This window comes from Acinetobacter sp. YH12145 (genome assembly GCF_013418335.1).
GTDB classification, from domain to species: domain Bacteria; phylum Pseudomonadota; class Gammaproteobacteria; order Pseudomonadales; family Moraxellaceae; genus Acinetobacter; species Acinetobacter amyesii.
The window spans coordinates 1-16,743 of the sequence record NZ_VPCE01000005.1 but is presented as its reverse complement, the minus strand read 5'-3'; the positions used below and the strand labels follow the sequence as shown (position 1 = coordinate 16,743).

Genomic DNA, 16,743 nt, shown 5'->3' with positions numbered 1-16,743 from the left:
TTAATCTTCAGTTGGGATGGGAATGACATGCACTTTTTCGATCTTATGGCCATCCATCGTGACCACTTCAAAGATGTGTTCATCTGCTTTGAATTTTTCACCATTGGCTGGTAAACGGCCCAAATGGAATAAGATATATCCAGACAGTGTCGAATACTGTTCAGCATCATCCACCAAATCACGACCCAACAATAAAGACACGTGACGAATGTCAGTTGAGCCATCGAGTAACAATGAACCATCATCGAGACTTTCTGCTGCCGTCTCTGGTTCATCTTCATCAGGGAACTCACCTGCAATCGCTTCTAAGACATCGATCGGTGTTGCAATCCCTTCAATTGAACCGTATTCGTTTAACACCAAGGCCATTTGCAACGGCGCTTGACGTAGCTGTTCCATCACCATCAAAACTTGAGCATTTTCATGCACCACCACTGGCTCACGGAGATGTTTTTCGAAATCGAGTACGCCCGTTTCAATATAGTCATTCATGACTTTATGAGTCAGTACCGCACCCGCAATATTGTCAAGCTCACCATGTGCCACAATTAAACGTGAATGCGTGGTACTGAGTAATTGAGCACGAATCGCCTCAGGTTCTTCATCTAAATCAATCCATTCCAGTTCAGGACGAGGTGTCATCACGGACTTTACTGGACGCTCAGATAAACCCAGTACCCCTTGTACCATGACACTGTGGTAAACCCCATTGTCTTCATCAAAGACTTCATCAGCAAAAGCACGTGTTGCAAGCACATCTTCATTTTCATTTTGATTGTCTGCAACATTTTTCCCACCGAGCATACGCATCACTGCTGAGGCTGTGCGATAACGTAAGTCTGTGGTTGTCACCATTTTTTCCTGATTATGACGCATGGTTTGGTTCAAGAACTCAATCATGACAGAGAAACCAATGGCCGCGTATAAGTAACCTTTTGGAATATGGAAACCAAAGCCTTCGACCAAGAGCGAGAAACCGATCATCATTAAGAAGCACAGGCACAGAATCACCACCGTTGGGTGACGGTTCACGAAGTTCATCAGTGGTTTAGATGCCCACAGCATAATGCCGACAGCAATAATGACCGCCATCATCATGACAGAAAGGTGTTTCACCATCCCGACAGCGGTAATCACGCTATCGAGCGAGAACACGGCATCGAGCACCACAATCTGCACAATCACCATCCAAAACGTCGCATGCACAGGATTTTCTTCCTTTAGCATAGGCTTGTTTTCAAGACGTTCACGCAGTTCCATGGTGCCTTTAAACAGTAAGAACACCCCACCAAACAGTAAAATTAGATCTCGACCGGAAAATGGATGGTCAAAAATATGGAACAGTGGATTGGTTAGAGTCACCACCCATGCAATCGAGGCCAGTAAGACCAATCGCATACACAATGCAAGCAATAAGCCGACAATCCGTGCAGTATTACGCTGTTCTGGCGGTAATTTTTCCGCAAGAATCGCAATAAATACCAGGTTATCGATACCTAAAACAATCTCAAGCACCACCAGTGTCAATAAACCCACCCATGCAGATGGGTCGGACATCCATTCAAAGATCATAATTGTATCTCCTGAATGTTATTCACACGTAGATCATGCTGATTTGAAGATGAAATGCATTGGACATGCGCAAACGCTTTTAATGGCGTTCTTTCTAATATTTTGATGTGTGCTGAGTGACAACAACCACTACCCATGACGGTTCTTTAGCTTGAAATGAAGTTTTAAGTATAGCAAGTTAAGGTAAAAATTCACCCTTTTTTACCAAAGTACAATCTCAGTATGGAAGAATTTAAACCCAGTGATGACATTAAATTGTCATATTTAGCTGCCAATGTAGTGTCATAAAAAATAACATGCTAAGGTAAAATTAAAACGTAATGAATAGCGGATTAAAAATGACAGAAAAACGTGGTAATCCTTCTCCTGCTACAACACAACCTTTAATCGCACTGTATTGCGGCTCCCGCTCTGGTAACAATCCAATTTATCAAGAAAAAGCCATCGCATTAGCGCAAGGCTTGGCTGAACATGGTTTTGGTCTGGTCTATGGTGGCGCCAGTATTGGCCTGATGGGTCAAGTTGCTGACGCTGTGGTCGAACATGGCGGCGAAGCCGTGGGTGTGATTCCTGAGTTTATGTTGGATTATGAAATTGCACATAATCATTTGACTGAACTACACGTCGTGCGCAGTATGCATGAGCGTAAAGCCATGATGGCAGAACGTGCAAGTGCCTTTGTTGCTCTGCCCGGTGGTCTCGGTACATTCGAAGAAATTCTAGAAATCGCTACTTGGGGACAGTTGAATCAACACCAAAAACCGATGATGCTTTATAACGTCAATGGCTTCTATGATGCACTAATTGCACAATTAGACCATGCGGTCGCTGAAGGTTTCTTGCCGCCGCAGCATCGTGCCAAATTGATCGTATGTAATTCTTCTAAGCAGATCTTTAGTGCACTGAAAAATTTAGATTGCCCGAAAAATTTCGTGGTCTAACTGTATTTTAGATGTCAAAAAGGGGAATAAATCATTCCCCCTTTTTTATTACTCGATGTCCTACTTCAAATCAAGATCGTGCCGACTTAACCCGACACCACACGATAGAACCATGGCAAGGTTGTCGCTAAGAAAATACTCATCAGTAAACCAAGCATCAACTTCATCGCATCTTTGCTGACATTTCGTGAAGTTCGATATTTATTCACTTCATGTAAATGCATGGACATAGCAAATTCACGTCCTGCAAGTAAGCCCAAGAATACCCAAGTGGTACTCATTGGAATATTACTCCACTCTTTGAACACCAATAAAATCAAAGCATACATAAAGTCGATAATGGTTGCCGAGCGGATATCAGCCACACCCGTTTTGGTGTCGATAATGCCCTGAATCGCCCCGCCACGTTGGTACAAAATGATCCCAAGCAGTACGATAAACACCACAATTGCAAAAATCAGGAACTCCAGCGGCACCTGACGAGGGACGTAGACAAAAATATTGGCCAAATCCTGAATCAGCCACTGACTCCATAGAAATGCAGTCGAAACCCACTGTAGTCCCACCCAAATATTCGAGGGGGTTTCATCACGTGTTTTACTGAAATAAACCGAGATGCCTTTAATCACAAAACGATAAACAATAATCGCGACAACAAAAGCTACCGCATAACCCATCATCGACTTAGTTAACATCGACCCAAGACTACTCGGAGAGAAAATCGTTAACACTAAGAATGTGGTGCTGACCGGAATTCCGTAGCGAGTCAAAATGATCAGTAAGATCGGTGGCACAATATAGAGCCACGTGACCCCTTCTGCGGGAAATGGAATCGTTTCTAAACGACCATAAGATGCATCCCCCACACCAGAACTGTACCAACCATAAACCAATACAATGGCTAAAATACTGCTGACATAGATCCACAACAGCCACCAAGGGCGATGCGCATTGGATGAAATAAAGGTTCCCAATGTCTGTGGCACATCATTACCGACAATAGAATAGGCCGCGAGACAGAAGCCTATGACCATCAGAATTTCGATTGTCATGAAAACAAAACACCTTTGCCATAAAGAAAAAGCCCTCCAATAAATGAAGGACTTGAGCGCATTATGACAGTTTATCTGGCGTTCATACAATTTTGTGCCGTGCTTTTCTCGACATTAAAATAAAAATTTAGATAAAACAACAATTTAAAATTTAATTATTTCAATTTAATCTGATAAACCGCAGTGCTACCGTTCACTTCATTTCCAACCACCAACAAAGGTTGAGCATTGGGCGAATCTTTGGCGGCAATAAAAATCAGACCTTCAGGTCCCACATCGCCTTGTTTAACCACATCAGTGCCAAAATTTGTAGTTTCATGTTTTCATTCGTCTTTTATTAAAATATGACCAAGTTATAAACATTAGATTGCATAGAGATTAAACTTTCATTGCATTTTTCTTGCAATTTTTTGGCTCAATTATGCAAAGCTTTTACTACATCCGAATGGCAATATTCATTTAAACTGTTTAAAAATCTCAGCTTTATTGACTTATGAATAGCACGCCAACGCATCAGGCTTTACAACCCGAATTTAGACTTCTAGTGCTATTGGTCTCTATTGGCTTTTTTATGCAAGGCCTGGATACGACCATCGTCAATACAGCAATCCCTGCTATGGCAAGAAGTTTGGGCGAAGACCCGCTACAAATGCATAGTGTGGTCGTGGCCTATGTCTTGTCCGTTGCGGCGTGTATTCCCTTAAGTGGTTGGTTGGCCGATCGCTTTGGTGTACGAAATACGTATTTCACAGCCATTATTATTTTTACGTTAGCATCGCTAGGCTGCGGCATGGCCAATAGCCTGAATGAGCTGCTGGTTTATCGGGTAATTCAAGGCATAGGTGGCGCATTACTGCTACCTGTTGGGCGTTTGGCAATGCTCAAAGTGATTCCTCGGACACAGTTTTTATCGGCTATGAGTCTGATGAGCCTTGCCGGTTTGATGGGCCCCTTAATTGGCCCTACCCTTGGCGGTTGGATGGTGGAAGTCGCAACATGGCATTGGATCTTTTTAATAAACATTCCAATGGGGCTGTTAGGGGTTCTTATTACCTTTAAAGCCATGCCCAATGTGACCGAACCGAGCGTACAACGCTTCGACTTTATGGGTTTTTTCTTATTGGTCGTCGCCATGGTGGGTTTATCGTTAGGCATTGAAAACTTTGCCAGCCCGCATCTTCCGCTATGGTGGAGCCTGCTTTTGGTCGCTGCAGGCATCATCGCCAGTTTGATCTATGCCGTTCATGCACATACCCACGCCAATGCGCTGTTTCGCAGTAAATTATTTCAAAATCGGATCTATGCCATCGGCATTATCGGCAACTTCTTTGCCCGCCTTGGCGGCAATGCCATGCCATTTTTGATTCCCTTAATGCTACAAGTGGCTTTTGGCTTTGAGCCCTTTATCACAGGTTTATTGATGATACCGACTGTACTCGGTTCATTGGCATCAAAACCGATTATTCGTCAAATTATTCAACGCTTTGGCTATCGCAAAGTGTTATTGGTAAATACTTTCTTGGTCGGCGCCTGTATTTGCAGTTTTGCACTCTCTACGGCTGAAACCCCCACTTGGTTACGTGCCTTACACTTTTTTATTTTTGGTATTTTAAACTCGCTGCAATTCGTTTCGATGAATACCTTAACCCTCAAAGATTTACCCCAACAAGATGCCAGCAGTGGCAACAGTTTCTTGTCGATGATTATGATGGTATCCATGAGTATTGGTGTGGCTTTGGCAGGGACTTTAGTCAACGTGTTTACGGCCTATTATGGTCCTGCACAAATCGAAACGGCATTCCATAGCACCTTGATTTTACTCGGCTGTATTAACCTGATTACCGCAGCGATTTTTTGGCAGATTCCTAAACATGTGGATGTCTAAACCTGTGTCATCGGGCAAATCTATGACAGATCAGCCCTTAAAGGGTTATGATAAAATAGATACTTGGATACATTTTCATGCCTAAAAAAGCCAAATCACGTACCTCTAAAAGTTCACTCAAAAAATACAGCCCGATTATTGCACTCAGCGCTATCAGCGGCGTCATGGTGGTGGCTGGATTAGGTTATTTAGCCGTGATGCCGCATCGCCCTGCATCTGCAGAAGAATATCCCGTCAAAGGCTTTGATGTTTCCCATCATCAAAAAGATATTCAATGGTCAAAAATTTCACCTAAAAAATACCAATTTGTTTATCTTAAAGCCACAGAGGGTGGTGATTTTAAAGATCGAAAATTTCAAGATAACTGGTTACAAGCACGGGAAAACGGCTTTTTAGTTGGGGCCTATCATTTTTACCGTCTGTGCCGTGATGGCAAGATTCAGGCGGAAAATTTTATTGCTTCCGTGCCGAAAAAAGCCGATGCCCTTCCTCCCGTGATTGATTTGGAATATGACACCAACTGCATTAACACCTATAGCAAAGAGCAGTTACTCAAAGAAATCACTTATATGCATGATCGCTTACACCGCCATTATGGCAAACAACCGATTTTTTATACTTCGAAGTCTTTTTATAATATTGTCTTAGCTGGCGAGTTTAAACAGACGCCGCTGTGGGTCCGCGAATATAAAGGCCTACCCGATCTAAAAAACAATCCGAAATGGCTGATTTGGCAACATACCAATCAAGGACAAATTCAAGGCATCTCGACCACCGTCGATTTAAATGTATTTTCAGGTGATGCCAAGGCATGGACTGATTTTTTAGACAAAAATGGCGTTTCCCCGATCAAACCCCGTTGATTTATTCACCGACTCAGGACAACATCGAAGCAAATAATCCATGAAAACTGAGTCGAAGGATGCGTATTTTAAAAACTTTTCTTATTATATTTTCAGTCTTTATGATCCTCGCCATCGGGATATTGGCATATTTGATCCAACCTTCAGGGACCTTGGCAGCGTTTAAAACATGGCATTATCAACTTCCCGCACAAAGCACTGCAGATACTCACTCAGCGGCGCCCTATCACGTCAAATTCTTTGGCGTTTCGACTTTACTGTTTGACGATGGCCAAGAGCAAATCCTCATCGATGGCTTCTTTACTCGTCCATCGCTCAGTCGGACCATATTCACTCAGATTCAAAGTGATCGACCTTTATTACACAGCTATATCGACCAATACGACTTAAAACGCACACGTGCTATTTTCGTAACTCATTCACATTATGATCATGCGCTTGATATTCCAATGTTGGCCCACCAGCTCCCCAAGGCCATGATTGTCGGCTCTAAAAGCACCTTAAATATTGCACGGGCGATGCCAATCGCTGAATCACAATTGCACGAAGTTCAAGCTTGGCAACCGATGCAAATCGGTAAATTCACCATTACTGCGATCCCCTCGCAACATACTCCGCCAACGGCCGTTAATGATGATTTGGGGGAAGAAATTTCGCAGCCATTGCAACTCCCTGCACATTTTAATCAGTTTAAAGAAGGTGGATCATATGATTATCTCATCCAACATGGGCCGCATTACAGTTTAGTCAAAGCCAGTACAGGTGCTGTGCCCAAACAGTTGCAAAAACTAAAAGTCGATACCTTATTTTTAGGCATCGCTCAGCTTTCCAAGCAAACGGCAGCGTTTCAACAGCAATATTTCAAAGAAACCTTAGCGACTCTTCAACCTAGTACCGTGATTCCAATTCATTGGGATAATTTTTTCAAACCACTGAATCCAGAGCTCGAATTTTTACCTCGCTTTGCCGATGACACCCCTCAAAGCCTAAATCTATTGATACAGTCGGCAGCAGCTCAAAACACCAAGGTGGTTTTACTCAGTCAACCTGTGTCGTTTGAGTTAAAAAATTGAGGAAAGCGCTAGATTGACTGTGCGATACTGACATTCAATTTTCAGGCACTGATCTAACTAGGCATGAGGAAAATCATACATATCGACATGGATGCATTCTTTGCATCAGTAGAGCTGCGGGAACATCCAGAACTCAAGCAGCTTCCTGTTGTTGTGTCTTCACATCACCCTCGTGCAGTCATCTGTGCCGCATCCTATCCTGCACGTGAGTTTGGTTTACGCTCAGCAATGTCGATGGCACAGGCCCGTAAACTCTGCCCACAGGTCGTGGTGATCGAACCTAATTTTGAAAAATATCGTGCCGTTTCGGCGCAAATTCATGCCATTTTTCAACGCTATACGTCGCTGATTGAACCGCTATCTTTAGATGAAGCTTATTTGGATGTCACAGAAAATTTACAACACATTCCGAGCGCCACCGAAGTCGCTATGCGAATTCAGGCAGAGATTTTACAAAGCACTGGTCTAACTGCCTCCGCAGGTGTCGCGCCCAATAAATTTTTGGCTAAAGTCGCTTCTGATTGGAACAAACCCAATGGCATTTGTATTATCAAACCTTCACAAGTTCTGCATTTCATCCATGACTTGGCACTGAAAAAAATTCCTGGTGTGGGAAAAGTGACTCAAGAAAAATTAAAAGCCATGCAACTCAATACATTGGGTGATTTACAACAAATTGAAGAAGCCGTTCTGATTCATCATTTCGGTAAATATGGACGACAACTTTATCTGTATGCACAAGGGATTGATGAACGACCGGTCCAATCTAGCCGCGAGCGTCAGCAGATTTCCAAAGAAACCACTTTTGATGATGATCTCACCCTGAGCCAATGTCAGCCCTATTGGCCCAAACTGATTGACCAAGTTTGGTCTAGTTTAGAAAAAAAGCAGTTAAGCGCACGTGGTGTATCGGCCAAATTAAAACTGAAGAATTTCCAAGTGCTACAGCACAGTAAAAGTTTTAAAACATCGCTGAATCAGCGTGAAGACCTTGCGCAGGTGTTGCAGCAACTACTTCATGAAATGCATATTTCTGAGGACGATCAATTTCGTCTGATTGGCGTAGGTGTCTATCAATTAAGTGCGCAAAACCAAGAAGCACAACTTTCGCTGCTCTAAAAACTTCAAGAAGATCGTATTTGCTTAAGATTTAGGCAGAAGAACAAAATTAAAGCAATTTGCTATTCACAAAGCCTAAAATTAGAGTACTCTATCAGCGCACTACATTATCCGTGTATGCGCTGAGATGCTGAAAATCACCTTTACTTTCAGCATGCTGTCCTGTGATTGGCGTGACGATCAAATCCGAATATTACAGGGCAACTCTGTTGTCAATCATGGAATACCCCGCTGTATGCCTTCTGCAAAAACTGCTCCAAATATTCAAAATATTTCACAAAATCAAGAACAACGTGCGCGTAAAGCCGCATTAAGTAGCTTCATTGGTGCCGTAGTCGATTGGTACGATTTTTTACTTTATGGCATTGTTGCCGCACTCATTTTCAAAGATCAGTTTTTCCCCAGTATTGGCAACAATATGGGAACCTTGGCAGCCTTGGCGACCTTTGGCGTTGGCTTCTTGTTCCGCCCCTTAGGCGGCATTGTGTTTGGACATTTTGGTGACAAGCTGGGTCGTAAGAAAATGTTGGTGCTCACCGTCATCCTGATGGGCATTTCGACGATCGGCATTGGTTTATTACCCAATTTTGCGGCCATCGGTTGGTGGGCCCCGATCCTGCTCGTGACACTTCGGGCAATACAAGGTTTTGCGGTCGGTGGAGAATGGGGCGGCGCTGCTCTGATGGCAGTTGAAAATGCCCCGAAAGGCAAAAAAGCCTTTTACAGCAGTGGTGTACAAATTGGCTATGGCGTCGGACTCGTTCTGGCAACAGGCGCTGTGTCTTTGATTATTGCCACTTTGGGTGAAGATGCTTTTGCTGATTGGGCGTGGCGAATTCCCTTTATTGCCAGTATTGTCTTGCTGGCTATCGCAATGTGGATTCGACGTGATCAAGACGAATCTCAAGAATTTGTCGACCATGTGGTCAAAGCTCAACAAACGCCACAAAAATTACCGATTCTGCAAGCGATTAGCCAACACCCAAAAGCCTTTTTCTACATTATTGCGCTGCGCCTGACCGAGTTACTCACCATGTATTTGGTGACGAACTTTGCACTGAATTATTCCACCGCTCAATTGGGCATGGACAAACAGTTCTTCCTGAATATCACCTTAATGGTTGGTGCCATTAGCTGCTTCAGCATTCCCCTCTTTGCGTGGCTAGCAGATCGATTTGATCATCGTAAGATGTGTGTATTGGGTGGCTTAATTGGTGCGCTATCGGCCTTTCCCTTCTTCATGGCCCTTGATGCTCAAAATACTTGGCTGATTATTGTCGGTGCAATTTTCCTTGCCAATATTGCCCATGATATGGTGGTGAGTGTACACCAACCGATTTTTACCTCCTTGTTTGGTACCGCCTATCGCTACAGTGGCGCAGGTGTCGGCTATCAAGTGGCCAGTATTATCGGTGGTGGCTTTACCCCAATGATTGCGGCAGCTTTGGTGATTTGGGGTGATGGTTCATGGCATTATGTGGCAATCTACCTTGCTGTCGGCTGTTTATTGACGGCCTTAGTTGCAGCTACGATGCCTAAAACTCAAGATTAAGTGCTCTTTTTGCTTTCAGGATATTCCGCATGACCATCCAACGCCTGCATGTTTCAAAACGCTTTTCCGAAATCGCTATTTCTGGTCATTTGGTTCATTTGGCAGGTCAATTGGCAACAGACCTTGATTTAGACATCAAAGGACAAACACAGCAAACATTTGAGATCATTGATCAATTTCTTGCAGATGCCGGTACAGATAAAAGCCACATTATGTCAGTGACCATTTATCTTAAAGATATTGAACAGGATTATGCCGCATTCAATGAGGTATGGGATACGTGGGTGTCAGACATTGAAGCATTACCCAGAACTTGTGTTGAAGCCAAATTATACGACCCGCGTGTACTGGTAGAATTAACCGTCGTAGCCGTTAAGCCTGAATAATCATTAAAAAAAGCATGTATAAAGACATGCTTTTTTTGCAAAAGATTTTGCTCTTTGAATCCCTAAGATCCAATAATTTTGATCTTTTTACGTTCCAAATCTGAATATAAATGATATTTTTTCAGATCATTAACCGGTACAAATGGCGCTTGTACACGCTGCTCATTTAAGAAATCTTCGCGTAATTGAACGTACTCAGGCACATCATCATAACGAATGACCCGATAGCCTGCCAAAGCGAGCAAAGCATCTTGATATTGCGACTGCTGCATCCGTTTTAGCACCATCGGATCATCTAAAGCGACGATCGCCAAGATCTGATGCTGTTCATCTAAGACGACAAAGTCCGCCACCATATTTCGATACTTGTTCCGCGTACGATAATATTTCGTGGTCAACAGTGCATCAAAAGACACATGCGCGAGGATCGTATGCTTAGGCAAAATTTCTTTTAAACGCGTGTAGGTTAATTGCTCATTAATGTTGAAAATAGCACGTTGTTTCAATGCGCTATCTTGTTGCTTAGAATCACCTTCTAAACTTTTCCAAGCCATTATGAGCACACAGAAGAGTAAAATACTCCCTATTACTATGTATATAGTCATCTCATAATCCTTTATATTTCTTATATTTTTGGTTTTTGACATACTTCTTATGAAGACGAAGTATACAACCAGTATTATTTTTTTAATTTCCTATTAAAAAAAATAACTCTAACTTTCACACAATACGTATTTAAACTGACCAAAAGTTGCAAACTTAAAGCGTTAAACATCACATGCCACTTCGTTCAGAGTAATAGCATCCATTGCTATATACGGATACTTTAGATCATTCGCTAAAACGACAGCAAGTGCATTTCCTCTCACTGTCAGACAATTCCGATAAGCTGTCAAATTTTGCTCGTATTTCATTGAGATAACCGACGCACAGATAGCATTGAGCTTGTAACAACATATAAAAATGCAAATTGTCTGAGACTGCCGAGCATATCAGCCATAAAAAAAGACACCGAAGTGTCTTTTTTTATTTAATCATTTTAAGCGCGTGATTTAGGCTTCGATTTTCCTTTGGGTTTCGGACCGCCAAAAGGTTTTTTCGCATCACCCGTTTCACGCGGCGGCAGACCAGTATGCTGCGTCAAGATTTGACCGCGCTCAGGACGCTTCTTGGTATTTGAAGGACGCGATTGAGCAGCCTTAGTCCGATTACCTTGTTCGCCTGTACGTTTTTGTGAATCACCCGCAATGCTTGAGTTCTTTTTACGTGCAGATTGGTATTGGCCCTCAGCACTACCCGCAGGCTGATACGTCGGAATCAAATGCTGTTTGGAGTTCCCGATCAGATCCTGACGCCCCATTTCTTTGAGCGCTTCACGTAGCAATGGCCAGTTGTTTGGATCATGATAACGCAAGAAGGCTTTATGCAAACGGCGGCGTTTTTCACCTTTCACGATATCGACATTTTCGGTATAACGCGCCACTTTAGCCAGCGGGTTTTTACCGGTGTAGTACATGGTTGTTGCGGTCGCCATTGGTGATGGATAGAAGGTTTGCACCTGATCGGCACGGAACCCATTCCTCTTCAGCCAAATCGCCAAGTTCATCATGTCATAGTCAGTCGTACCCGGATGCGCTGCAATAAAGTAAGGAATGAGATACTGCTCTTTCCCTGCTTCCTTACTGAAACGATCAAACATTTGTTTGAAACGGTCATAGGTCCCGATCCCCGGTTTCATCATCTTCGATAATGGACCTTTTTCGGTATGTTCAGGCGCAATCTTCAGGTAACCACCAACGTGATGTGTCACCAATTCTTTGACATATTCTGGGTTTAACACGGCAAGGTCATAGCGTAAACCAGAACCGATCAGAATCTTTTTAATCCCCGGCAATGAACGCGCTTTACGGTATAACTGGGTTAAAGGCGCATGATCGGTATGTAAGTTTTGACATACACCCGGGAATACACACGACGGCTTACGGCAGTTCTTTTCAATCTCAGGATCTTTACATGCCAAACGGTACATATTGGCCGTTGGACCGCCTAAGTCAGAAATGATCCCAGTAAAACCCGGTGCGGTATCACGAATTTTTTCAACTTCACGCAAAATCGATTCTTCAGAACGGTTTTGAATGATACGCCCTTCATGCTCTGTAATTGAGCAGAAGGTACAGCCGCCAAAACAGCCACGCATAATGTTTACAGAGAACTTAATCATGTCAAAAGCAGGAAAACGCGCTTCACCATACGCAGGATGTGGCAGACGTGCATACGGCAAGTCAAACACATAATCCATTTCTTCTGTAGTCAAGGGAATCGGCGGCGCATTCAGCCAAACATCACGTTCACCATGCTTTTGCACCATCGCGCGCGCATTGCCCGGATTAGTTTCCAAATGCAAAATACGGTTGGCATGTGCATACAGCACAGGATCATTCGCCACATCTTCATAGGCAGGCAAACGAATCACCGCCAATTCACGCGGCGGCAATTTATGCTTAATGGCTTTTGATGCAGGCTGCAGCTGCACGATTTGCGTGTCGGCGTCTAAGTTATCACCTTCACGAACAATCGGATTTGCTACCGCTTCTTTTTGGAAGCCTTGATATTGCGTAACGCTGTCTTTGCCTTTTTCGATTTCACAGCCTTCAAGGTCTTCGGTCATCACATAAGGGTTAATGATCGGATCGACACGGCCAATTGCATCGACATCATTCGATGCAATTTCAACAAACTTCGCTTTTGAAGCCCGGTTATTTTTATTCACAATAAATGCTGTACCACGAACATCGGTAATTTCGTGAATTTTTTCGCCACGCGCCAAACGATGCATAATTTCAGTGATCGAACGCTCACCGTTACCATACATTAATAAATCAGCTTTTGAGTCCATCAATACGGAACGGCGAACTTTGTCTGACCAATAGTCATAATGTGCAATACGACGTAGTGATGCTTCAATACCACCGAGCAATACCGGCACATCAGGATAAGCTTCACGTACACGTTGGCAGTACACGGTTGCTGCACGGTCTGGGCGTTTATTCGGTTGATTATCAGGAGAATACGCATCATCTGAACGGATTTTACGGTCAGCCGTATAACGGTTGATCATTGAATCCATGTTACCGGCAGTAACGCCCCAAGCAATATTTGGTTTACCCAATACACGGAAGGCTTCTACATTGGTCCAGTCTGGCTGAGCAATAATCCCGACACGGAAACCTTGTGCTTCAAGGGTACGGCCGATGATCCCTGAACAGAATGATGGATGATCGATATACGCATCACCACAAACTAAAATAAAGTCGCAGCTGTCCCAACCGAGTTGATCCATTTCTTCGCGTGACATCGGCAAAAATGGCGCAGGGTCAAAACAAGACGCCCAATATTTGTCGTAATCAAACAACGCTTTTGGCGCAGTCTGCATAGTATAAGCAGTAGACATGGCTAGCAATTCTCGGCTGGCAGATGGAATGATCTGAAAAAAGATCAAAGAAGATGAAAGCCGATCATTTTACCATGAATTCCATTCATCATGCTTGATTATAATTTATACAATAGCTACAGAATCATTGAATTGTTTTATATAGACATCAGATGTAATAGTGCTGTAGCACGACTATAAAACAAGATTTAAATAAATCATTTGTAACTTTGCTTTAGTTTAAATCAACCTAGAATGTGCCATGAGTTATCGCATTTTTATTCAACATTAAAGCCTGCACCTGTTGAAATTGAATGTGCATTTCAGGTAAATATTTTTCAATATAAATCTTACGCTTATCTATACTGTCTTGATTCATCAATGGTTTTACATCAAGCATTTGACGGCGTGTCATTTCCTGCTGATATTTTTGCCAAAAACTCAATGCTGCATTTGGGTCAAAGCCCGCTTTCGACATCAGATCAAGTGCAAGGACATCAGCTTCTAGTTCAAAATTTGAAACTTTAGGCAAAAAAACAGCTTGCCCAGTCACACTACTGGCCGCAGTAGCAAGCGTACCGATACCCGCAGTTGAAGAAATCATCGCCACCTGACTTGCAAACAGCAGGGAAATCTTCTCACGATGATGATCACGCAGAGCATGTGCCATTTCATGCGCCATCACAAATGCCAATTCATCTTCATTCAGCTTTAAACTCCAATACAAACCCGTGTTAATGACAATTTTCCCACTTGGAAAACCATGTGCATTTAAATCTTTATTTAAATTCCCACTGACTTGCCAATCCCATTGACTCGAACCTTGACGGTAAAACTCCGCATTTTTTTTGAGTTTATTTAAAACCTGATCCAATTTCGGATCAATGATCAAAAGTTGTTTGTCTTTCGCTTGATGAATAAATTGTTGATACGATCTATCCGCCTGTTTAGTTAATAACTTTTGAGGAACGATAAAAAACTGTTTACGCTCTGCACCTGCTGTCCCTAAATTCGTGGTATTTGCATAAGCTGAGATTAAGATAAAAACCAAAGCCATCATTAAAATAGTTATATTTCTCATAATCACCTTCAGTTTAAAACCAATGATGATCTATATATAATTCCAACTAAAAATAAATGAAAAAAAATACGAAAAATATATATAAATGATAAATATCAAAAACTTGAAAATATATTATATTTTAAAAAATGATAACCAAAAATATTTTATTTATTATATTGTGATGCGTTTCATTATTATGAGGCACCTTTTAAAAGGCATATTAGACCAAAGTTGTATAATCATAAAAATAGTAAATTCCGCCATTTTTATAGCGTTATTTATATTAAAAAATAGATGTAAAACGAATATTAAATAATAGCTTATTCACATATTTCTATTTTAATTTATTCAATTGTATTGCTAAAAATAAACCGATCATCAAGATAACAGCAATAAAGCTCGTCAACCCAATCCAACCAGACATCTCCCAAACCAAACCACTACTACTACCCAAAATACTAGAACCTAAGTAGTAGCAAAATAAATACAGAGATGAACCTACGGCACGGTACTGCAGGGATTGAACCGAAACCCAACTACTTGCCGTGGAATGCGCTGCAAAAAAAGCGAAAGTGAATACAATCAGCCCCAAAATGACTGACCAAAATGCCGGAATGAGCATAATCAACAGTCCCAACAACATCATGATCAGCATCGCAGGTAAAACTTTTGCCCGTCCAAAGCGTTTTCCCCAACTTGCAGCACGAGGTGAACTATATATTCCTGCCAAATATGCTATGGAGATTAGCCCAATCCAAGTTTGAGAAAGTTGATAAGGTTCTTCTAATAGGTGGTAGCTCATATAATTAAATATAGAGACAAAACATCCCATGAGGATAAAACCTTGAAGGAATAAGATTCTAAGCTTAGGATCTACTAAATTTTTAACGAAAGATTCATAAAATCGGTTGAAACGAATGGGATAAGCTTGAAAATGTTGAGATGCTGGAAGTAATAAAAAGAACGCTGTGGCTATACATAGATTAATGATACCGATAATCATCATGGCATTTTGCCAACTAATATAGTCAATCAATACCCCTGCAATGAGACGACCACCCATTCCGCCTATTGCGGTACCTGAAATATACAGGCCCATTGCAAAGCCTATATCTTTTTGCGCAATTTCTTCACCTATATAAGTCATTGCAACTGCAGCAACGCCACTCACACTTAATCCGATCAGCACGCGATTCAATAAAAATATTTCCCAAAGCGGAAATATGGAACTGATAATTGAAAGTGACGCCGCCAAAAATAAAGCAGTGACCATCACAGGCTTGCGGCCGAATCGATCTGAAATCAAACCGGTGAAAAGCAGCCCTATTGCTAAGGCAATGGTAGAAAAAGATAAAGGAAAACTGCTATGTGTCGGACTGACATGAAAATAATCCGCAAGGATGGGCATCATCGGTTGTACACAATACAACGATGAAAAAATTGCGAAGCCTGCTAAAAATAAAGAAAATAAAATGGCAAGAAATGGCCGTGTGCCATATTCAATATAAGGAGAATTTGAGGCTAAATCAGACATGAGCTTTCCATCAATGACAAGGATAGTATACGCCTTTCAGCCTTTAATTTAAAAATCACATAAAAATGAATGAAGAATTCTTTGTTTTCTTCCTTCGCCCCTTTTCTCCACACATAAAAAAACACCCCCTGACTAGTCAGGGGGTGTTTCGAATAATGAGCTGGCGATGACTTACTCTCACATGGGTAACCCCACACTACCATCAGCGCTAAGAGGTTTCACTTCTGAGTTCGGGAAGGGATCAGGTGGTTCACTCTTGCTATTGTCGCCAGC

Annotated in this window: 14 protein-coding genes and 1 rRNA gene; 7 read left to right on the top strand and 8 right to left on the bottom strand. The window is 42.2% G+C overall.

Going from position 1 to position 16,743, the window contains the following annotated elements:
- Entirely contained in the window at positions 1-1,572 is a 1,572-nt protein-coding gene (locus tag FTU80_RS05950) for a TerC family protein (RefSeq protein ID WP_180084505.1), read from the bottom strand.
- Positions 1,573-1,892: 320 nt separating this feature from the next.
- Here FTU80_RS05950 and FTU80_RS05945 point away from each other — a divergent pair, with 320 nt between their 5' ends.
- Positions 1,893-2,513, top strand: a complete 621-nt coding sequence (locus tag FTU80_RS05945) for a TIGR00730 family Rossman fold protein (RefSeq protein WP_078189478.1) — start codon at positions 1,893-1,895, stop codon at positions 2,511-2,513.
- 86 nt (positions 2,514-2,599) lie between these two features.
- Here FTU80_RS05945 and FTU80_RS05940 read toward each other — a convergent pair whose 3' ends face one another.
- Positions 2,600-3,565, bottom strand: a complete 966-nt coding sequence (locus tag FTU80_RS05940; protein ID WP_078189479.1) for a hypothetical protein — start codon at positions 3,563-3,565, stop codon at positions 2,600-2,602.
- A gap of 155 nt (positions 3,566-3,720) precedes the next feature.
- A complete protein-coding gene (locus FTU80_RS05935; RefSeq protein WP_180008096.1) occupies positions 3,721-3,858 on the bottom strand; it encodes a hypothetical protein in 138 nt (45 codons plus the stop codon).
- Positions 3,859-4,058: 200 nt separating this feature from the next.
- On the opposite strand from FTU80_RS05935, the gene mdtD reads away from it, so the two are divergent.
- The 6 genes from mdtD to FTU80_RS05905 all read left to right on the top strand — a co-directional run bounded on the left by mdtD (position 4,059) and on the right by FTU80_RS05905 (position 10,443).
- Entirely contained in the window at positions 4,059-5,450 is a 1,392-nt protein-coding gene (gene mdtD, locus FTU80_RS05930) for a multidrug transporter subunit MdtD (protein WP_180084504.1), read from the top strand.
- Between the two features lie 77 nt (positions 5,451-5,527).
- On the top strand, positions 5,528-6,313 hold the full coding sequence (locus FTU80_RS05925) for a GH25 family lysozyme (protein ID WP_180084503.1): 786 nt from the start codon (positions 5,528-5,530) through the stop codon (positions 6,311-6,313).
- Between the two features lie 59 nt (positions 6,314-6,372).
- Entirely contained in the window at positions 6,373-7,386 is a 1,014-nt protein-coding gene (locus tag FTU80_RS05920) for an MBL fold metallo-hydrolase (RefSeq protein WP_180008099.1), read from the top strand.
- 63 nt (positions 7,387-7,449) lie between these two features.
- Entirely contained in the window at positions 7,450-8,505 is a 1,056-nt protein-coding gene (gene dinB / locus FTU80_RS05915; RefSeq protein ID WP_180084502.1) for a DNA polymerase IV, read from the top strand.
- A 235-nt stretch (positions 8,506-8,740) separates the two neighbouring features.
- Entirely contained in the window at positions 8,741-10,057 is a 1,317-nt protein-coding gene (gene shiA / locus FTU80_RS05910) for a shikimate transporter (protein WP_180084631.1), read from the top strand.
- Positions 10,058-10,086: 29 nt separating this feature from the next.
- A complete protein-coding gene (locus FTU80_RS05905; protein WP_180084501.1) occupies positions 10,087-10,443 on the top strand; it encodes a RidA family protein in 357 nt (118 codons plus the stop codon).
- 62 nt (positions 10,444-10,505) lie between these two features.
- Here FTU80_RS05905 and FTU80_RS05900 read toward each other — a convergent pair whose 3' ends face one another.
- The 5 genes from FTU80_RS05900 to rrf all read right to left on the bottom strand — a co-directional run bounded on the left by FTU80_RS05900 (position 10,506) and on the right by rrf (position 16,743).
- On the bottom strand, positions 10,506-11,048 hold the full coding sequence (locus FTU80_RS05900) for a DUF2726 domain-containing protein (RefSeq protein WP_078189487.1): 543 nt from the start codon (positions 11,046-11,048) through the stop codon (positions 10,506-10,508).
- A 434-nt stretch (positions 11,049-11,482) separates the two neighbouring features.
- Positions 11,483-13,894: a YgiQ family radical SAM protein gene (locus FTU80_RS05895; RefSeq protein WP_180084500.1), complete on the bottom strand. Its 2,412-nt coding sequence runs from the start codon at positions 13,892-13,894 to the stop codon at positions 11,483-11,485.
- A 229-nt stretch (positions 13,895-14,123) separates the two neighbouring features.
- A complete protein-coding gene (locus tag FTU80_RS05890; protein ID WP_180084499.1) occupies positions 14,124-14,954 on the bottom strand; it encodes a M48 family metallopeptidase in 831 nt (276 codons plus the stop codon).
- A gap of 316 nt (positions 14,955-15,270) precedes the next feature.
- Positions 15,271-16,470, bottom strand: a complete 1,200-nt coding sequence (locus tag FTU80_RS05885) for an MFS transporter (RefSeq protein WP_180084498.1) — start codon at positions 16,468-16,470, stop codon at positions 15,271-15,273.
- Positions 16,471-16,628: 158 nt separating this feature from the next.
- A 5S ribosomal RNA gene (rrf, locus tag FTU80_RS05880) occupies positions 16,629-16,743 on the bottom strand.

Excerpts from the sequence above, each read along its gene's own strand:
- FTU80_RS05950 (WP_180084505.1), bottom strand. The coding sequence starts at position 1,572 with ATGATCTTTGAATGGATGTCCGACCCATCTGCATGGGTGGGTTTATTG.
- FTU80_RS05945 (WP_078189478.1), top strand. The coding sequence starts at position 1,893 with ATGAATAGCGGATTAAAAATGACAGAAAAACGTGGTAATCCTTCTCCT.
- FTU80_RS05940 (WP_078189479.1), bottom strand. The coding sequence starts at position 3,565 with ATGACAATCGAAATTCTGATGGTCATAGGCTTCTGTCTCGCGGCCTAT.
- mdtD (WP_180084504.1), top strand. The coding sequence starts at position 4,059 with ATGAATAGCACGCCAACGCATCAGGCTTTACAACCCGAATTTAGACTT.
- FTU80_RS05925 (WP_180084503.1), top strand. The coding sequence starts at position 5,528 with ATGCCTAAAAAAGCCAAATCACGTACCTCTAAAAGTTCACTCAAAAAA.
- FTU80_RS05920 (WP_180008099.1), top strand. The coding sequence starts at position 6,373 with ATGCGTATTTTAAAAACTTTTCTTATTATATTTTCAGTCTTTATGATC.
- dinB (WP_180084502.1), top strand. The coding sequence starts at position 7,450 with ATGAGGAAAATCATACATATCGACATGGATGCATTCTTTGCATCAGTA.
- shiA (WP_180084631.1), top strand. The coding sequence starts at position 8,741 with ATGCCTTCTGCAAAAACTGCTCCAAATATTCAAAATATTTCACAAAAT.
- FTU80_RS05905 (WP_180084501.1), top strand. The coding sequence starts at position 10,087 with ATGACCATCCAACGCCTGCATGTTTCAAAACGCTTTTCCGAAATCGCT.
- FTU80_RS05900 (WP_078189487.1), bottom strand. The coding sequence starts at position 11,048 with ATGACTATATACATAGTAATAGGGAGTATTTTACTCTTCTGTGTGCTC.
- FTU80_RS05895 (WP_180084500.1), bottom strand. The coding sequence starts at position 13,894 with ATGTCTACTGCTTATACTATGCAGACTGCGCCAAAAGCGTTGTTTGAT.
- FTU80_RS05890 (WP_180084499.1), bottom strand. The coding sequence starts at position 14,954 with ATGAGAAATATAACTATTTTAATGATGGCTTTGGTTTTTATCTTAATC.
- FTU80_RS05885 (WP_180084498.1), bottom strand. The coding sequence starts at position 16,470 with ATGTCTGATTTAGCCTCAAATTCTCCTTATATTGAATATGGCACACGG.